Source organism: Phycisphaeraceae bacterium, assembly GCA_019636655.1.
Lineage (GTDB): Bacteria > Planctomycetota > Phycisphaerae > Phycisphaerales > UBA1924 > JAHBXB01.
In genome coordinates this window covers 372,174-390,009 of record JAHBXB010000002.1, presented here as the reverse complement: position 1 = coordinate 390,009, position 17,836 = coordinate 372,174, and the positions used below count along the sequence as shown (strand labels likewise).

The 17,836-nt window shown below is 69.5% G+C and carries 12 protein-coding genes; 7 read left to right on the top strand and 5 right to left on the bottom strand.

Translation table 11 applies throughout. The annotated features are described in order from the left end of the window. Positions 1 to 63: 63 nt before the first annotated feature. The 4 genes from KF745_07070 to KF745_07055 all read right to left on the bottom strand — a co-directional run bounded on the left by KF745_07070 (position 64) and on the right by KF745_07055 (position 7,368). Complete coding sequence (locus KF745_07070; protein ID MBX3358172.1) at positions 64 to 2,829, bottom strand: hypothetical protein; 2,766 nt, start codon at positions 2,827 to 2,829, stop codon at positions 64 to 66. Between the two features lie 122 nt (positions 2,830 to 2,951). After that, positions 2,952 to 5,396, bottom strand: coding sequence for a serine/threonine protein kinase (locus KF745_07065; GenBank protein ID MBX3358171.1), 2,445 nt, complete (start codon positions 5,394 to 5,396; stop codon positions 2,952 to 2,954). Beyond that, complete coding sequence (locus KF745_07060) at positions 5,393 to 6,013, bottom strand: hypothetical protein (protein ID MBX3358170.1); 621 nt, start codon at positions 6,011 to 6,013, stop codon at positions 5,393 to 5,395. Before KF745_07060 ends, KF745_07065 begins: the two co-directional genes overlap by 4 nt. A 41-nt stretch (positions 6,014 to 6,054) precedes the next feature. Beyond that, entirely contained in the window at positions 6,055 to 7,368 is a 1,314-nt protein-coding gene (locus KF745_07055) for a hypothetical protein (protein ID MBX3358169.1), read from the bottom strand. Positions 7,369 to 7,532: 164 nt separating this feature from the next. On the opposite strand from KF745_07055, the gene KF745_07050 reads away from it, so the two are divergent. The 6 genes from KF745_07050 to KF745_07025 all read left to right on the top strand — a co-directional run bounded on the left by KF745_07050 (position 7,533) and on the right by KF745_07025 (position 14,166). Beyond that, positions 7,533 to 9,098, top strand: a complete 1,566-nt coding sequence (locus KF745_07050; protein MBX3358168.1) for a hypothetical protein — start codon at positions 7,533 to 7,535, stop codon at positions 9,096 to 9,098. Between the two features lie 75 nt (positions 9,099 to 9,173). Next, complete coding sequence (locus KF745_07045) at positions 9,174 to 10,253, top strand: hypothetical protein (protein ID MBX3358167.1); 1,080 nt, start codon at positions 9,174 to 9,176, stop codon at positions 10,251 to 10,253. Between the two features lie 161 nt (positions 10,254 to 10,414). Then, positions 10,415 to 11,152, top strand: coding sequence for a hypothetical protein (locus KF745_07040; GenBank protein ID MBX3358166.1), 738 nt, complete (start codon positions 10,415 to 10,417; stop codon positions 11,150 to 11,152). Positions 11,153 to 11,236: 84 nt separating this feature from the next. Next, the gene (locus KF745_07035) at positions 11,237 to 12,109 is read left to right on the top strand and encodes a hypothetical protein (protein MBX3358165.1); all 873 of its coding nucleotides are present in this window, start codon (positions 11,237 to 11,239) and stop codon (positions 12,107 to 12,109) included. 77 nt (positions 12,110 to 12,186) lie between these two features. Then, entirely contained in the window at positions 12,187 to 12,972 is a 786-nt protein-coding gene (locus KF745_07030) for a hypothetical protein (protein MBX3358164.1), read from the top strand. Positions 12,973 to 13,002: 30 nt separating this feature from the next. Continuing rightward, positions 13,003 to 14,166 (top strand): hypothetical protein, encoded by a 1,164-nt coding sequence (locus KF745_07025; GenBank protein ID MBX3358163.1) that lies wholly within the window; start codon positions 13,003 to 13,005, stop codon positions 14,164 to 14,166. On the opposite strand, the gene KF745_07020 is transcribed toward KF745_07025, so the two are convergent. Next, positions 14,126 to 14,959, bottom strand: coding sequence for a hypothetical protein (locus tag KF745_07020; protein MBX3358162.1), 834 nt, complete (start codon positions 14,957 to 14,959; stop codon positions 14,126 to 14,128). The two genes, KF745_07025 and KF745_07020, sit on opposite strands and share 41 nt — an antisense overlap. Before the next feature lie 166 nt (positions 14,960 to 15,125). On the opposite strand from KF745_07020, the gene KF745_07015 reads away from it, so the two are divergent. Continuing rightward, the gene (locus KF745_07015; protein MBX3358161.1) at positions 15,126 to 17,831 is read left to right on the top strand and encodes a hypothetical protein; all 2,706 of its coding nucleotides are present in this window, start codon (positions 15,126 to 15,128) and stop codon (positions 17,829 to 17,831) included. Positions 17,832 to 17,836 lie beyond the last annotated feature (5 nt).

Sequence of the window (17,836 nt, the reverse complement as noted above, 5' to 3'; positions counted from 1 at the left end):
TGCGGAACGAAAACGCCCCGCCTTGCGGGGCGGGGCGTGGGGAGGGGATTGGATTGGTGGGGACTACGGGCAACCGTTGGTGAGGGCGTTCAGCCACGCGTTGATGAAGGTGGCGATGTCGGAGGGATCGACGGTGCCGCTGCCGTCGAAGTCGCCCTCGAGCGTGCCGCCGGCGATGCTGGAGCTCCAGAGGTTGATGAAGATCGCGATGTCGGAGGGGGTGATCTGTCCGTCGTGGTCGAGGTCCGGGGCGCACGGCGGGGGCGGGATGCAGGGGGTGTTGGGGGTGTAGATGATGTTGACCAGTCCGGCCTGTCCGACGTTGGCGTTGAATGAGCCGATGCGGAAGACGTAGCGCTGGCCGGGGACGCACGGGGTGGAGGTCTGCGACTGCAGGTTCGTGGGGCTGATGTCGTCGTTGCAGGCGATGGCGGAGTTGGGACCGGGCGGGCAGGTGGCGTTGTTGGCGTTGGCGTAGATAGCGATCTTGGTGTCGAAGTTGCTGCCGATGGTGTTGAGTTCGATGGTGCCGTAGCAGTCGGGGATGAAGCCGAGCCAGAAGTCGCGGTAGATCTGGTTGCTGCCGAAGGCGAGGCAGGCGTCATCGGGCGGGCCGTCGGTCTCGCAGGTGCAGTTGTTGAACTGGTAGCTGCCGGGGGGCACGTCGATGGAGTTGGCGCAGAGGTCGTTGCTGGCGTAGGAGTAGTTGGAGTCGAGGTTGTAGCTGCCGAAGGCGCCCTGGTAGCCGGCGACGCGGACGTAGTAGGTCTGGCCGCCATTGGCAGTGAACGAGAGGCTGGACCAGAGGACGCCGGGGGAGACGTCGTCGTTGCAGGCGACCTGGTTGGCGGTGGTGCCGGGGCAGCCGGTGTGGACGGAGAGGACGGTATCGAAGGCGCTGGTCTGGGTGTTGAGGGAGACGGTGCGGGTGCAGGGGGCGGAGATCTTGTACCAGACGTCGATGGAGGACGTGCTGCAGTTGGTGGAGCCGTCGGTGGTGGCGCCGGTGGTGTTGCCGCTGGCGTTGCTGCCCTGGCCGCCGGCGGGGATGGAGACGGCGTTGGCGCAGGAGTCGTTGCTGGGGGCGGTGGCGCCGTAGCGGGCGAAGTCGAGGTAGTAGATGTTGCGGGTGTCGTTGAAGAGGTAGACGCGGAGGTAGACCTCGCGGGCGGTGGAGCCCGGGTTGGTCCAGGTGACGGTCTCGTTGTCGGTGGTGCCGGCGGAGGAGGCGAGGACGCCGCCGCAGCCGTCGTGCAGGGCCATGTCGATGTCGCCGTTGCCGTGGGTGAAGTTGATGTGGAAGGAGCAGTTGCCGAAGGCGGGGACGGTGATGCGGTACCAATCCTCGTCGGTGCTCTTGACGATGAGGCTGTAGAGCGTGCCGTTGAAGAAGGAGTTGAGGTTGGTGGCGGCGCCGCAGGTGTCGTTGTTCTCGTAGGAGTCGTCGGAGCCGGGGTTGTTCACGTAGGACTGGAAGGCGCCGTAGCCGGAGAACCAGGAGCCGTAGACGGCCTCGTAGCCGCTGCCGGGGCAGGTGCCGAAGCCGCAGGAATCGACACCGACGAAGGCGCCGTTGGAGATGAACAGGGGCGAGCCGGAGGAGCCGGGCTCGGTGGTGCCGGAGGTGTAGTCGACGCGGAAGCCGCTCGACAGGCTGGTGGCGGCGCAGGAGTTGGGCCAGTCGTACTGGGTGCCGAAGGAGATGCGCTTGCGGGTGCCTCCGGGGTGGTGGATGCCGGTGAGGGCGGTGCCGTTGGCCATCGAGGCGGAGTTGTTGCCGGTCCACCAGAGGTTGCGGGGGACGGTGCCCTCGATCATGACCATGCTCATGTCGGTGCCGTTATCGGTTCGGACGTAGGTGCTGCGGTCGCTGCGCGGGACCGAGCCGATGACGGGGATCGAACCGGTGCAGCCGTCGCGCTGGTAGAACCAGTAGACCGTCAGGGAGTTCAGGGCACCGGTGTTGTCCTGCATGCAGTGGCGCGCGGTCATGAAGTAGGGGGTGAGGTCGGAGGAGGTGTTGTTCATCATCGCGCCGCTGCAGGCGAAGCTGGAGCCGTTGAGGACGAAGCTCATGCGGCCGACGCAGCCGCCGACGTTCACCCAGTTGGGGAAGCACGTCAGGTCGTTGTGGCAGCCCAGTTCGCGGAGGCCGGTCTCGCCGGGCTGGCCGGTCATGGGGTTGCGGTACATGTGGATGGCCTGGTCGATCGTGAACAGGTCGTTGAAGCGGGCATCGCCGATGGGCTTGGGGTAGTAGACCTCGATGCGGGCGGTGTCGCTCCAACTGGTCCACGCCCAGAACTCGCCGGTGCCGTCCGGGCCCTTGCCGGTGTAGGGGGAGGGGAGGTTGTCGGGGATCTTCGGGTCGTAGACGATCGCCTCGGCGCCGGCGGGGAGCGAGAAGTCCGCGAGGTGCAGGCGGACGCCGTAGGAGCCTGGGGCATGCACATCGAGCACCCAGAGCCAGCCGCCGCCGGGGACCTCGTGCATGTCGCCCATCGCGGGGTGGAACTTGAAGGGGACGGCGACGCCCTCGCGCAGGCGGCCGGTGGGTTCCGCGGCGTCCTCGGCTACGAGGCGTGGCACATCGACGGGGTCGAGGTTCACGACCGGGATGTTGGGGAGTTTCACGCCGAGGCGGGTCGACAGGGGTGCGACCGCATCCTTGAGCGGTGCATCACCGGGCCCGGCGACGCCTTCGAGCGCGGGGCCCGGTTGGTTGACGGGGGCCTGCGCGAGCGAGGGTGTCGCGGCGAGCATGATGGCGAGGGCGGTGATCGATCCAGTCGCGGCGAGGCGCTGTGCCCGGCGGGTGGTCTCGAACATGGGCGAACCTCCGTTTGACGGGTGCGCGGACCCGGCGGCCGGCCGGGGTCCTTCCCGTCTCCACAAGAGGCGACGAACTCCCGGGGTGGAGGACACTCGGGCCCTAAGTTTTTTCAAGGCCGCTACTGGTGGAGGCTCGACCGAATCTCGTCCAAACGGTGGCGGGCGCCCTTCGTGTCCGAGTGGTCGGGCCCGTACTTGCGGAGGAGGCCGGTGTAGGCGGTCTGCACCAGGGGCAGGGCCTCGGAGTCCCGGCCGAGGCTGTGGAGCGTCGCGCCGAGGGTGGAGAGGGCGACGAGGTAGTCGATGTGCTCGGGGCCGAGCAGCGGGAGGCCGAGTTCGACGCCGCGGCGGATGATCGGCTCGGCCTCCGCGGGGTGGCCGAGCGCGAGGAGCGCCGCGGCGTAGTCCTGCATCGAGGCGAGGGTGGCGAGGTGGCTCTCACCGAGCATGCGACGGCGGGCCTCGAGGACTTCGAGGTGCATGGCCGCGGCTTCCTGCAGTTTGCCGCGGGCGGCGAGGATGCGGGCGACGTTGAAGCGGGACCAGAGGGTGTCTGGGTGGTTGTCGCCGAGGACGCGCCGGCGGGCGGCGAGCACGCTGGCGTGGAGGGATTCGGCCTCGTCGAGCCTGTATTGGGCGAGGAGGGTGCGGGCGAGGCCGTAGGCGGAGGTCAGGGTGTCGGGGTGGTCGGGGCCGAGGAGCGCGGTGCGTTTCGCGAGGACGGCGCGGTAGAGCCGTTCGGCCTCGGGCTGGTTGGGGAGGCCCCAGTAGTAGAGGCTGGCGAGGGCGCTCTGGGCGTGGAGGGTGAGCGGATCGTCCGGGCCGCAGGTCGCGAGGCTGATGCCCGCGGCCTCGATCAGGACCGGCTCGGCCTCGGCGCCGCGGCCGAGTTCGCGGTCGACAAGTCCGAGGAGGATCATGGCGCGGACGGATTCCTGGGCGCGACGACCGCGGTCCTGGGTCCAGAGATCGAGTGAATCGTCGGCGTGGCGGCGGGCCTGGGGAAGGGCGCCGAGGGCGAGGTAGATGCGGGCCAGCATGTCGTGGACGGCGGCGCTGATCCCCGGTTGGCCGTCGAATCGCCCTCCTGGGCGGGAGGCGACGGCGATACGGCGGGAGGCTTGGTCGAGGACGTCGCGCATCTTGACGTCGCGTCCGCCGGGAGGGGCGGTGTCCGGCGGGCCGTCGGGGAGTTCCGCGGTGGCGGCGAGGATGGTGTCGCGGAGGAACTCGTTGGCGGTGCTGGCGATGAGGTGCTCGCGGACTGCAAGGCGTTCGGCCTCGCGGGCCCGGTACATCTGGTAGAGGCTGACGATCGAGCCGGCGATGAGGACCGCGGCGGCGATGCTCGCAGCGATGAAGCCGGCGCGGTTGCGGCGGATGATGCGGGAGAGGCGGTAGAGGCGAGAGGGCGGGGCGGCTTCGACGGGCTCGCCGGCGAGGGCCCGCTCGAGGTCCGCGGCGAGGGCCTCGGCGGTCTGGTAGCGGCGGGCGCGCTCGGGCGAAAGGGCTCGCATGGTGATCCAGTCCAGTTCGCGCCGGAGCGAGCGGGTGAGGCGCGGCGCATCGGTCGAGCGGGCCTGGGCGAGGGCGGGCAGGGCGGTGTCGTGCGCAGCGCGGGCGCTGGGGGGACGGGGCTCGGCCTCGCAGACGAGCCGCTCGATCTGTGCGGGGCCGGCGCTGGCGAGGGCGGCGGCGTCGACGACGGGGGAGCCGCACAGGAGCTCGTAGAGCACGGCGCCGAGGGCGTAGACGTCGGCGCGGGAGTCCACATCGCCGAGGCCGCCCGCGGCGCGGATCTGCTCCGGGCTCATGTAGGTGGGTGTGCCGATGAGCTGCATGGAGCGGGTGAGATGGGCGCTGCCCGGGGCGGGGCGCGCGGGCTTGGCGATGCCGAAGTCGATCACCTTGATCCAGATGCGCCCGGTGCCGGTGCGGTCGTCGGCGCGGCCGGCGAGGATGTTGGCGGGCTTGAGGTCGCGGTGGATGACGCCCTTCTGGTGCGCGTGCTGGACAGCGCGGCAGGTGTCGATGATCAGACGGACGCGGTCGGCGATGGACAGGCGGCAGCGGTCGGAGAAGGCGGTGATCGGCTCGCCGTTGACGAGTTCCATGACGAGGTAAGGGCGGGACTCTGGTGGCCGCGTGACGCCGGCGTCGAGCACGCGGGCGATCGACGGGTGGTCCATGGCCTCGAGGGCCTGCTGTTCGACGCGGAATCGCGCGACGGCTTCGGCGGATGCGAGGCCGGTCCGCAGGATCTTGAGGGCGTATTCCTTCTGCACGGGGCCGGTGCGGCGGGCGCGGTAGACGGTGCCGAAGCCACCCTCGCCGAGGACCTCCAGGAGTTCGTACCCGTCGATCTCGCAGTCGCTGATCGCCGGAGCGGGGGACAGGAGCGAGGAGCCGATGGCGGTCTTGGCGCGGAGGAGCGCCTCGACGCGGTGGCGGACGGCGTCGTGCCCGGCGCAGGCGCGATCGAGGTAGTGCCGCCGTGCGGGCTCGTCGAGTTCGACCACGGCGAGGAAGGTCTCTTTCGCGAGGGCTCGTTCGTGCTCGGTCATGGGTTCCCGGCCTCTGGCGGCTCGGTCGTGGCCACTTCGGCAGCGAGCCAGGTGCGTGCGTACGCCCATTCACGGATCACGGTGCGCTCCGAGACGCCCAGCGCGAGCGCGGTCTGCTCGGTCGAGAGACCGGCGAAGAACCGGAGGCGGACCACCGCGGCCGCCTGCGGGTCCTCCTGTTCTAAGCGAAGAAGGGCGTCGCGCAAGGCCAGGACATCGCCGCCTCGCTCGGGCTGGGCGAGTTCGATGATGTCGACGGGGAGGCGCTTCCAGCCGCCGGACTGGGACGGATCGCCGCCGCGCTTGGCGGCGAACTTGATGCGGGCGTGGTCGACGAGGACTCGCTCCATCTCCCTGGCCGCGGCGAGGAAGAACTGGCGGTGGTCGTGCCAGGTGGCTGGTGCGGCGGGCTCGCCGGGCGGGTGGTCGGCTTCGCGCGAGAGGCGGGCGAAGGCCTCGTGGACCAGGGCGGTGGGCTGGAGGGTGTGGCCGGCGCCGGCGTGGCGCTCCAGGGCCATGCGTTGGCGCGCGATGGCGCGGAGTTGCTCGTAGACGAGGGGGAGGAGATCGCCGGCAGCCCGATTGGGGAGATCGGGGTTGAGCGGCGCGGGTTCCACGCCGTCCAGTGTACCGGGCGGTCAAGCCGTTCCCGCTGCTGCTATTCCGTTTCGTTCCCGGCGAAATCGAAGACCATGCAGTAGCCGGCGCGCCAGACGGGGTAGGGGATATCGCAGCGGTAGCCGACGAACTCGTCGGCCGGCCAATCAAGGCGGGAGAACAGGTGCGAGGTGAGGTCGGCGTGGCGCGGGTAGGCGTCGGTCGCGGCGCCGGAGAGGCCGGGGCCGAGGAGTTCCAGGCGCGGCCCGCCGGGGAACTGGGTGGCCCAACGGCCTGCGCCTTGGCGGCCGACGTCCGGCTCCCAAAGGTGCAATTCGATCGACGGGATGCAGCGGCGGGCGATATCGCGGTGGAGGTAGACGTCAAAGATGAGGCGGCGGGCCGGGAACGTCTGGAGGAGCCAGACCTCACCGACGGCGGGGCGGAGCGAGGCCGGGTGGGTGTCGGGGAGGGCGCTGCGGCTGGCGATGACGATGTCCGCCGGTCCTGGATTGGTCTGGTCGGTATCGATGACGTGGACGACGCGCGGGCCCGCATTGCGGGAGGTGACGGAGGGGAGAGGCTGGGAGCAGAACGGGGCGAGGAGCGAGGCCTGGGAGGGCCCGCTGGCGGGCTTGTCGTCGAGTGTGGCGAAAACCGGTGGCCCGGCCTCGATGGTGCGCTGCGTGGCGTCGTGCCCGGCGACGAGGGGAACAGCCTGCGTGCGGGAGCGGTGGCCGATCAGGCCTTTGACGAGGGCCCATTCGGTCTTGCCGGGCATGCCGGGCACGGGGCGGATGACGCGGATGTAGTTGGCAACTTCGCTGGATCGGCCGGTGACCGCGGCGGCGGCCATGAAGAGCGCCTCACGGATGGCGGGGTCATCGCTCGCGCCGGGGTGCTGGTGGGCGACGCCGTCGAGCGAGGCGCGGTCCGCGCCAAGTCGTTCCTTGAGTTTGCGCTGGCTGGCGCCGATGCGATCAAGGAACTCGGCGAACCGATCGATGGCGGCGGTGGCGGCGGCAATCTGCTCGGCCGCGACCTCGGTGCGGGCGCTCATGGCCTCGACGAACTGCCGGAGCCCCATGACGCCGGGGAGCTGGACCAGCGTCTCTGGGTCGGCGGTGGACCGGGACGTCGCGGCGACGATGCGCTGGCAGGTCGCTCGGTCCAGGGAAAGGGCGCGGGACATGGCGCTGGCGCCGCGGTCGGGCTCATTCAGGCAGGCAACAAGGGAGCGGAGCTCGGCGTGCAGGCGGCGAGCGACGTGGTCGGCATCGGCCCGCTCGCGTTCGGAGAGGGGCTGGACGGGCCGGCCGACGAGGAACCCCGCCCCCCAGGAACCGGCGGAAATGCCTGCGGTCGCATTCAGCATCCTGCTTCCTTTCTGAATCAGGCAGAAAAACTCGGACCCAGCCTTGACGCCGTTCTGAGATCAATCATACTGATCTGAGATCGATTGACCAACAATCCAAAGAATACAGCAGTCGATTGGCCAAAAACACCTTAGAAATAACGGAATTCACCAGGAGAGTGATCGTGATGAAGAAGCGTATGCGATGGGTCGGGGCGCTGGCTGTCGTGAGCGTACTGGCTACTGGGGCGGCTGCCCAGTGGTCGTCTGATTCGTCAACCAACTTGGCCATCACAAACATTTCCGGGGATTCGGTTCAGCCCAAAGTTCGTTCGACGAGCGATGGGGGGTGCTGGGTGTCGTTCTACGACAACCGCGGGTCGGGGTACGGGATGTACATCCAGCGGCTGGACTGCCGCGGCAACCCGCAACTGGGCGCGGACGGGATGCTGGTGGCGGCGGGCGGGCAGTCGTCGACGCAGGACTACGGGCTAGCGGTGGACGGGGCGGGGAACGCGTACCTGGCGTACCGGGATGACCGGTCGGGGTCGGTGCAGGTGTCGGTGAACAAGGTGACGCCATCGGGCTCGATGCCGTGGGGAGTCGATGGATCGGTGACGGTGTCGACGACCTCGGGCGGGAACAACCCGAAGGTGGCGTGCACGTCGGACGGGAGCGTGGTGGTGGGGTGGTCGCTGGGCGCCGGGTTCCGGATGCAGCGGCTCGACGGGGCGGGGGCGACGCAGTGGGTGAGCGACGGCATCGCAAGCGCTCCGGCGGTCGGGTCGTACGCGGTGAGCGAGCTGGTGGGCTCCGACAACGGCGCGGTGATCGCGCTGTGGATCCGGTACGTCGGCAACTTCCTGTCGAACAAGCACCTGTACACGCAGAAGTACGACGCTGCGGGAGCGCCGCTGTGGAACTCGGGGAACCCGGTGATCGTGTTCGACGCGAACAGCGTGCAGAACGGGTACTTCCCGACGTTTGTGTCGGATGGCGCGGGCGGGGCGGTCTATGGCTGGTACGAGACGGGCGGGACACGGAACGCGTACGTGCAGCGGGTGTCCGCGGCGGGCGTCGAGGTCTTCCCGCACGGCGGCGTCGCGGGGTCGACGACGGCGAACTACAAGCTCTCGGCGTCGATTGCGTACCACGGGGGCACGGGCGAGACGTTCCTGTTCTGGACCGAGAGCAACACGGTGCAGAGCCAGTGGGGGCTCTCCGGCCAGAAGATCAGCGCGGGCGGGGCGAGGCTGTGGACGGACTCGGGGGTGGAGTTCCTGCCGCTGAGCACGATGCAGAACTCGTTCGTCAAGGTTGTGAACTCGGTGAACGGCGCGATGGTGTACTACTTCGACCAGCCCGGGGCGAGCGCCGCCGTGCGCGGGTTCAAGGTGGACACGCTGGGGAATCCGAACTGGCTGGTGTCGCCGCTGGGTGTCGGGACCGGGAGCGGGAGCAAGGGCCGGCTGGATGCGTCGTCGCGGCCTGACGGCACGGGCCTGGTGGTCTGGCACGACAACAGGACGGGCAACAACGATGTGTACGCCCAGCGGGTGAACATCGAAGGGACGCTGGGGAACCCGCCTCCGCCAGTGCCGACCGAGATCGCGGTGTTCGTGAATCTGTGGGCCAACTCGGTGGCCAACGGGACGCTGGGCGGTGACTATGACAAGAACGGAGTGGTGGAACCGGCGGATATCGCCGCGTTCGTATCGGCGTGGTTCAGTCGCCTGACGACCGGGTGCTGAGTGGCGTGAGTCCGGGTCGCTGGCGATCGGAGTGAGAAAGGGCCCACGCTCGTGGGGCAACCGAAGGAGGTCAGCGTGAACGGTCGACAAGCGAGTCGGGGCATCGTGGCGGCGGCGGTTGCGGTGGCGGCGTGGTCGGGTGCGATGGCGCAGCCGGTGAACGACGCGTGCGATGCGCCGACGGCGATCGCGGGCTTTGCGAGCGTGGCGTTCGACACCACGGGGGCGACGACCGACGGCGTGTCGAGCCCATCGTGCCTGTTCTTCAGCCAGGACCAGATCTTCAACGACACGTGGTACTGCTGGACGGCGCAGGTGTCGGGGCCGACGAAGATGCGGACCTGCACGGCGACGTACGACACGAAACTGGCGGTGTACGCCGGGTGCTCCCCGTGCCCCGAGGCGGGCGGGATCCTGGTCTGCAACGACGACTCCTGCGGCACGCGGAGCGAACTGGACTTTGTCGCGACGGCGGGGCAGCAGTACATGGTTCGCCTGGGCTCGTACGCGGCGGACGCGACGGGCACGGGGACGCTCGAGATCCTCTCGGGGCTGACCCCAGTGCTGGGCGGGCCGATCGTGAACCCCGCAAACGGGCACACCTATTACCTGCTGGAGCGGACGCCGTGGACCGTCGGTGAGGCCACGGCGGTGTCGATGGGCGGGCACCTGGTGACGATCAACGACGCGGCCGAGAACGAGTGGGTTCGCGAGAACCTCGGGAACTTCGGCGGCACGGGCCGGCGGCTCTGGCTGGGGTACAACGACATCGCCAGCGAGGGCACGTTCGTCTGGACCAGTGGAGAGACGCCGGGGTTTACCAACTGGAGCGGCGGCGAGCCAAACGACTCCGGCGGCGTCGAGGATTACACGGAGATGTTCGGGTCCAACGGGCTGTGGAACGACAACTCGGTGAACCCGACGGCGGTGGTGGTGTACGGCACGGTGGAGATCGGCACGCCCTCGTGCCCGCCGGACTGGGACCACAACGGGGTGGTCGAGCCGGTGGATATCGCTGCGTTCATCAACGACTGGTTCACCAGCGTGTCGTTCGGCGGCGTGGCGGGCGACTGGGATAACAACGGCGTGGTAGAACCGGCGGATATTGCCGGCTTCATCAACGCGTGGTTCAACGCGGTACAGAACGGCTGCTGATCCCTGGCGATCGGACAAGGCCTGTTGCCGAGCCCGGCCGTGACCGAACGGCCGGGCTTGTCATTTTGGGGGTTGTAGGGGCTAGATCCAATGTTATGATGCGGGCGCGGGGCGGCGGAGCCGATGGTGCTGCCGCGAGTCTTGCACAGGGAGGCCGGATCATGAAGCGAGCGGCGTGTGCGGTTGTTCTGGCGTGTTCGAGCCTGTGTGTTGCGGACGTGCTGCACGACACCGATGCGCCGGGCGGGGCGCTCGGCTTCTGGGGCCCGGATGTCTTCGACGCCCAGTCGGTGGCGGCGCGGTTCGCGCCCTCGGGCAGCTACACACTGGACCGGGTGGGGGTGTACTTCATGAACAACGATTTCGGCGGTGGGCATCCATCGGTTACGCTGACGCTGCAGACGGATGCGTCGGACGAGTTTGGCGGCGGCGTCTCGGTGCCGTCGGGGACCGTACTGGAGACGTGGCAGATCAATGTCGCGGCGGTGGGGTGGCAGCCGGTGCAGCAGTTCGTGAACTCGTCGTCGCACCCGCTGCTGCGGTCGGGGCGGAAGTACTGGGTCGTGGCGGAGTCGTCGGCCGAGGCGCAGGAGAACGGCGTGTGGAACTTCGCCGCGACGGGCAGTGGGTACACGGCGACGACGGACTTCGGGGAGTGGAGTGGCGGGGCTTCGGCGGCGCTGTGCCTGCGGGTCGAGGGAACCGGGGCGTGCCCGGCGGACTTTGACGGCAACGGCGAGGTCGAGCCGACGGACATCGCGGTCTTCATCCAGGCGTGGCTGGCGTCGGTGGCCGGGGGGACGCTGGAGGGGGACTTTGACGGTAGCGGGACGGTGGACCCGGTGGATATCGCGGCGTTCATCCAGGCGTGGCTCCAGGCCGTGCAGGGGGGGTGCTGAGGGGGTGCAAGGGGCCGGGCGGGGCGTGACATAGTGCGGTAGAGGGGCTCGCAGTCGCACGGCGAGGCCCGAAGGAGACGCACCATGATCATGCACCGAAGAGTCCGCGGCGGGTTGATCGCCGCGGTTGTTCTGACGGTCTTCCCGGCGCTGGCGCACGCGACGTTTCACCTGATGCAGATCGAGATGGTGATCGGCGGGGTGAACGGCGACACCACGGCGCAGGCGATCCAGTTGCGGATGCGGAGTGCGTTTCCGCAGGACCAGTTGCAGAACTCGCGGCTGGTGGCGTACGACGCGGCGGGGCTGAACCCGGTCGTGCTGATCGCGTTCCCGCCGAACTCGCCGGACCAGCTGGTGGGGTCGGGGCTGGGGTCGCGCGTGCTGGTGGTGAGCCCCGGATTCGGGAACCACTCGACGCCGGCGATGCAGGCGGACTTCGTGATGACCAGCCCGATCCCGGCGTCGTACCTCGCGGCGGGGCGGGTCACGTTCGAGGACAACTTCGGCTCGATCCTGTGGTCGGTGTCGTTCGGGGGCGCGGCGTACACCGGGTCGACGACGGGCGAGTTCACCAACGACAGCAACGGCAACTTCGGCCCCTCGTTCGCGGGCCCGCTGCCGACGGCCGGTCTGCAGGCGCTGCGGTTCAGCGGGACGGCCTCGGCGGGGAGCACGACCAACGCCGCGGACTACGCGCTGACGGCGGGCGCTGCGGTGTTCAACAACTTCGCCGGAACAGCCTTTACGATCAGCGTGCCCCCGTGCCCGGCGGACCGGGACGGGAACGGCGTGATCGAGCCGACGGACATCGCGATCTTCGTGCTGGACTGGTTCAACTCGATCTCCGGCGGGACGCTCGCAGGAGACTTCGACGGCAACGGGACGGTGGAGCCGGCGGACATTGCCTCGTTCATCGGCGCCTGGGTGGCCGCGTTGTCGGGCGGGTGCGGATGAATCGCCGGAGCGTCGGGGCCGTGTGCGTGCTTGCGGTGCTGGGCGGGTGCGCCGGAGCGGCCGGAGTTGGCGGTTCGATGAAGTCAGGTCCTCCTTTGACGGCCGTCGCGGACACCACCGTGCCGGCCGTTTCCGCGCCGGGTGATAAGCCGCGGGCGAATGAGCCGGTGGGGGGCGTCACGCTGCGGTCGCGTGCGCGCGCGTGGTACCGGACGGCGCGCGGGATTGTCGCCGATGAGCACGTCGGCGAGGGGGACGCGCGGGCCACGATGGCCTACAGCGGGTTCACGTCCCGCGGCCGGCTCGCGGCGGATGCCGACGCGGACGCGGCGTTTGGCGCGATGTCCGTGCGGGCGCGCGTTGAGGCGGTTGCGGCGTCGTTCGATGCGAATGGTGCGTCGGCAGCCGCGGGGTTTACGGATCGGCTGGTGGTGACCGCGGCGGGCGCGCCGGGGAGCCGGGCGTGGGTGGTCTACCGGCTTCGCGTCTCGGGGAGCGTGGTCGGCCCGGCGGGGGATCACCACGCGGCGGGCGGGGCGGACCTGCACGTGTTCATCCGCAGCGGCGACGCGGCGGACCTGGAGGTGCCGATCGATCTTGGCGCTCAAGGGGTGCACCGCAGCGAGCGGGTACCGATCACGCTCGGGGAGGAGTTTGAGGTGTCGCTGCTGGCGTCGGGGATGGCGGCGTTCCCGCTCGGGGCGACGGGTGAGGCGGCGGTGGATGGCCGCGTGACGCTGGACGCGATCGAGGTTTTCGGACGTGACGGAGCGAGTGTGGCGCGGCCCGTGGTGAGGGCCCGATCGGGCACGGAGTACCGGATTCTTGAGGGCGAGGGGGTCGCGCTGCGGGGCGGGGAGTAGACTCGGGCCTGGCGGGGCCGGAGTCGCGTGATGCCTGTCGGCGTGATGGTGGCGGCGCTTGTGCTTGGTGTGGTGGGGGCGCCGCCGGCGCCATGGCCCGCGGAGGCGTGGGGCGCGGCGACGAATCTGACCGATGTTGAGGGGCCGGGGGTCAACGACTTCCACGTGGACCTCTCGGGCGCGTTCTGGAACCCGCTGACGCGCCGGCTGTGGGTCTGCCGCAACGGGCCCGGGGCGGCGGCGTCGAAGTTCTGGGTGCTGAAGGAGAACGGGGCGGGGTTTGCGGTGGAGACTCGGAGCGGGCTGCGCGGGGAGTGGACCGGGTTCGGGGATCTGGAGGCGATCACGCAGGCGGACCTGTCGCAGGACACGGTGTACGTGATGATCGAGGGGGAGGAGCGGATCAAGGAGTACAGCGTTTCGACCTACGGGACGGCGGTGCTCGCCAACAACTGGAACACGCGGCCGCACCTGCCGCTGGATGGGGGGCTCGGCGCGGAGGGGCTCGCGTTTGTGCCCGATGCGTACCTGCGGGCTGCGGGGTTCGTCGACCTGGCGGGGCAGTTGCGGGTGAGCCAGCGGGGCATGGGGGGGCTGATGTTCGTGGGGCACCAGAATGGCGGGAAGGTGTACGTCTTCGACCTGGATCGGGGGAACTCGACGTTTGATTTCGTCGGGGTCTACGCGACGAACTTCACGGAGACGGCGGAACTGTTCTTCGACCGCTCGACAGGCCTGATGTTCATCCTGCACGGCGAGAACCACAACACGGTGCAGGTGTCAACGCTGGCGTCGTCGCCGGGGCAGGGCGGGGAGCGGGTGCTGAACGACCTGGCGACGTACCTGCCGCCGCCGGGGTCGGCGCCCGACGCGAACCTGGAGGGGCTCGCGGTGATGGCGGCGACGGACTGTGTCTCGGAGCGGCGGGGCCTGTTCATGGCGGTGGATGGGGGCGGGGCTCAGTCGCTGATGTGGTTCCGGCAGTTCCCGTGCGGGCGGACGCAGTGCGTCGCAGACTGGGATGGGGACGGCTCGGCGCTGCCCGCGGACATCGCACAGTTCGTCGGCGCGTGGACGGCGTCGCTGACCTATGGCGTGCCGATCGCGGATGTGGACCACGATGGGGCGGTGACACCGGCGGACATCGCGGTGTTCATCGGGCGGTGGCTCGCGGCGGTGTCGGCGGGGTGCTGATGTCGCCGCGGGACGCGCGCCAGCCGGCGCCGCACTCGGGGCAGCGGTCGGCGGTCATGCAGCCGGACATGTCGTAACCGCAGACTGCGCAGTGGCCGGCGTAGTAGCGTTGGCGGCGGCGGGCGAGGAGCGGGAGGTAGACGGCCGGTCCGAGCATGAACGTGCCGACGACGCCGCAGATGGTCAGGCTCCAGAACGTGCCTTGGTCGCAGTAGCACTTGGATTTGCGGCGCACCATCACGTCCACGGGGATGATTGAGGCGGCTTCGATGACGGTGCCGGTGAAGATCAGAGCGGCGAGGCGGGCGAGCGCGGACTCTCGCGGGCGGTTGCGGCAGAAGGCGAAGACCAGCGGGGTGACGATGGTCCAGAACATCGCGAGCGTGGCGCCGAAAGCGGCGAGGTAGCCCCAGTCGCGCAGGGGCTGGTCGATATCGCTGAGGAAGAAGATATCGGTGACGGTGGTCAGGATCGCCATGATCATGAACGCGATGGCGAGCCCCGCGATGGCGAGGCTGGTCCTGACCGACCACGTTCCCTCGCTGGTCAGGCCGGGCCGGCGGATAGGGAGCAGGAACAGGGCCTGCAGGGTGGTGATGACGGCGATGGATCCGCCACCCCAGGCGAGCCAGCCGCGGGAAAAGACCAGGTCACTCCAGCCGAAGTCTGTGAGAATGGGCCATCCGACATACAGGACGACAGCCTGGACGGCCCAGTAGCCCGCGACGAGTCGCCACTTGAGGCGAGCGGCCGGGGCGGGGCCGTGGCTGGATCTCGGTTCCTGGGCCTGCATGCACATTCGCTCCAACCGTTACACGCCGCATGCGAAGGGTGTTACAGGGCTTCGTCCCCGTCCGGGACTGGGGGCCGGTCGTGGCACCTGATCGGTCCGGGAGTACACTCTGAGATCCAGGCATTCGCCGCCCGCGCACGCCAGAACCCAAGCAAAGACCAGATCCATGAGCAAGGCTACGACTCTTCTGATCGCCGCGTGCGCGGCCGTGGTCGCCGGGGCGTCTGGCGCGAGGGGGCAGTCGGATTTCGTGAACTGGGAGTCGCCGCACGTCCATCCGATCGACCTGACGCCGGACCGCGGGCTGCTGCTGGCGGTGAATACGGCGGACAACCGGTTGGAGGTGTTCGACGTGACGCGATCCGGGCCGCCGGTGAAGGCGGGATCGGTGAGCGTGGGGCTGGACCCGGTGTCGGTGCGTGCGAGGTCGAACACCGAGGCGTGGGTGGTGAACCACATCTCGGACTCGGTGAGCATCGTGGACCTGACGACGATGCGCGTGGTGCGGACGCTCGCCGCGGGGGATGAGCCGTGCGACGTGGTGTTCGCGGGCAAGCGGGCGTTCGTGTCGGCGTCGCAGTTGAACCAGGTGCTGGTGTTCTCGCTGGTGTCGCCGCAGAGCCCGCCGACGGTGGTGGCGATCGCGGGCGAGGACCCGCGGGCGCTAGCGACCGATGGGACGCGGGTGTACGCGGCGGTGTTTGAATCGGGGAATGGGACGACGATCCTCGGGCAGAGCGTGGTGTCGGGCGCGGCGAACCCGTACCCGGGGCGGCCGAACCCGCCGCCGAACGCGGGGACGCTTTTCAGCCCCCCGATGAGCGCGGGGCTCCCGAGCGCGCCGCCGGTGGGGCTGATCGTGAAGAAGGTGGGGGGGCAGTGGGTCGATGACAACGGGCACGCGTGGACGGGAGCGGTGACGTGGGACCTGCACGACCACGATGTGGCGATCATCGACGCGGCGAGCCTGAGCGTGACCTACGCCACGGGCCTGATGAACGCGAACATGGCGATCGCGGCGGGGCCGGCCGGGCAGGTGACGGTGGTCGGGACCGATGCGACGAACCACATCCGGTTCGAGCCGAACGTGCAGGGGACGTTCGTGCGATCGGTGATGGCGCGGTTCAATCCGGCGTCGCCTGGGGCGGTGAGCATCACGGATCTGAACCCGCACCTGACGTACGCGACGGCCTCGATTCCGGAGCCGATGCGGAACCTCTCGGTGGCGGACCCGCGGGCGGTGGTGTGGAACGCGGGCGGGACGAGGGGGTACGTCGCGGGGATGGGGTCGAACGATGTGTCGGTGTTCGACGGCAGCGGGGCGAGGGTCGGTCAGGTGCAGGATGTGGCGTTCGGGCCGACCGGGCTGGTGCTGGACGAGTCGCGCGCGAGGCTGTACGTGATCGGGAAGTTCGGCGCGACGGTCGCGGTGGTGGACACCGCGTCGCTGACGCTGAGCCACGTGACGCCGTTCTACGACCCGACGCCCGCGTCGATCTCGACCGGGCGGCAGTACTTCTACGGAGCCCACCTGACGTCGGGCCTGGGGCAGGCCGGGTGCGCGGCGTGCCACATCGACGGGAGGACGGACCACCTCGCGTGGGACCTGGGCAACCCGGCCGGGACGGTCAAGCCGTTCAATCAGAACTGCAACGGCGGCCTTGGCGGGCTTGGGACATGCGAGGACTGGCACCCGATGAAGGGGCCGATGACGACGCAGACGCTCGTGGGGATCACCGGGACCGAGCCGCTGCACTGGCGGGGCGACCGGGAGGACCTGGGGATGTTCAACGCGGCGTTCATGAGCCTGCAGGGGCGGTCGGCTCCGCTGGAGCCGGGGCAGATCTCGGCGGTCGAGGACTTCGTCGCATCGCTGACGCCGCCGCCCAACCCGAACCGGAACCTCGACGGCTCGCTCAAGACGTCGCTGGGCAACGGGAACCCCGCGAACGGCGCCGTGCTGTTCCAGACGGTCCCGTTCGACGGCGGGGTGCTGACGTGCGTGTCGTGCCACGCGCTGCCGACGGGATCGAGCCCGATCGTGATCTCCGGGCAGGCGCTGCTGGAGTCGCAGTCGATGAAGGTGCCCCAGCTGCGGAACATGCACGAGAAGAGCGGGTTCAGCCGTTCGCCGCAGAGCAACCGGGGGTTCGGATTTATCCACGACGGGTCCTCGGCGACACTCGTCGAGTTCCTGCAGTCGCCGGTCTTCCGTTTCGCGACGGACCCGTCGGTGGCGCTGCAGCAGCGGCGGGACCTCGAGGCGTTCATGTTCTCCTTCTCGACGCAGACGCACGCGGCGGTGGGGGCGCAGACCACCGTGGAGTCCCCCTCGCCGCCGGCGCCGCAGCAGGCACTGCTCGGCTCGATGATCTCGATGGCGCAGTCGCAGGCGGTGGGGCTTGTCGTGAAGGGCCGCGTGGGGGGGATCGTCCGCGGCTACGTCTACAGCAACATCGGGGGCGGCGCCTTCCGGCCGGACCGCAACTCCGAAGCGACGCTCTCGCCGGCGCAGCTGCTGTCGCTCGCCGGTCCGGGATCGGAGCTGACCTACACGGTGGTCCCCGCGGGGAGCGAGGTGCGGATCGGGATCGACCGGGACAGCGACGGCTTCTTTGACCGCACCGAGATGGACGTCTGCGCCGACCCGGCGAACGAGAACTCCTACCCGGGCGATCCTCGGAACCCGGACCGCAACGGCGACGGGGCGATCACGCCGACCGACATCGCGGTGTTCATCAACCTGTGGACGCAGTCGGTGTCCTCCGGCCTGCTGAGCGCGGACTATGACGGCTCGGGCACCGTCGACCCGGTGGATATCGCGGCGTTTATCAACGCGTGGCTCGGGGCGCTGCGGGGGATGTGCGGCTGAGTGCG

What these genes read in the sequence shown, in the direction of transcription:
- KF745_07070 (MBX3358172.1), bottom strand. Translation starts at nt 2,829, where the DNA reads ATGTTCGAGACCACCCGCCGGGCACAGCGCCTCGCCGCGACTGGATCG.
- KF745_07065 (MBX3358171.1), bottom strand. Translation starts at nt 5,396, where the DNA reads ATGACCGAGCACGAACGAGCCCTCGCGAAAGAGACCTTCCTCGCCGTG.
- KF745_07055 (MBX3358169.1), bottom strand. Translation starts at nt 7,368, where the DNA reads ATGCTGAATGCGACCGCAGGCATTTCCGCCGGTTCCTGGGGGGCGGGG.
- KF745_07040 (MBX3358166.1), top strand. Translation starts at nt 10,415, where the DNA reads ATGAAGCGAGCGGCGTGTGCGGTTGTTCTGGCGTGTTCGAGCCTGTGT.
- KF745_07035 (MBX3358165.1), top strand. Translation starts at nt 11,237, where the DNA reads ATGATCATGCACCGAAGAGTCCGCGGCGGGTTGATCGCCGCGGTTGTT.
- KF745_07030 (MBX3358164.1), top strand. Translation starts at nt 12,187, where the DNA reads ATGAAGTCAGGTCCTCCTTTGACGGCCGTCGCGGACACCACCGTGCCG.
- KF745_07025 (MBX3358163.1), top strand. Translation starts at nt 13,003, where the DNA reads ATGCCTGTCGGCGTGATGGTGGCGGCGCTTGTGCTTGGTGTGGTGGGG.
- KF745_07020 (MBX3358162.1), bottom strand. Translation starts at nt 14,959, where the DNA reads ATGCAGGCCCAGGAACCGAGATCCAGCCACGGCCCCGCCCCGGCCGCT.
- KF745_07015 (MBX3358161.1), top strand. Translation starts at nt 15,126, where the DNA reads ATGAGCAAGGCTACGACTCTTCTGATCGCCGCGTGCGCGGCCGTGGTC.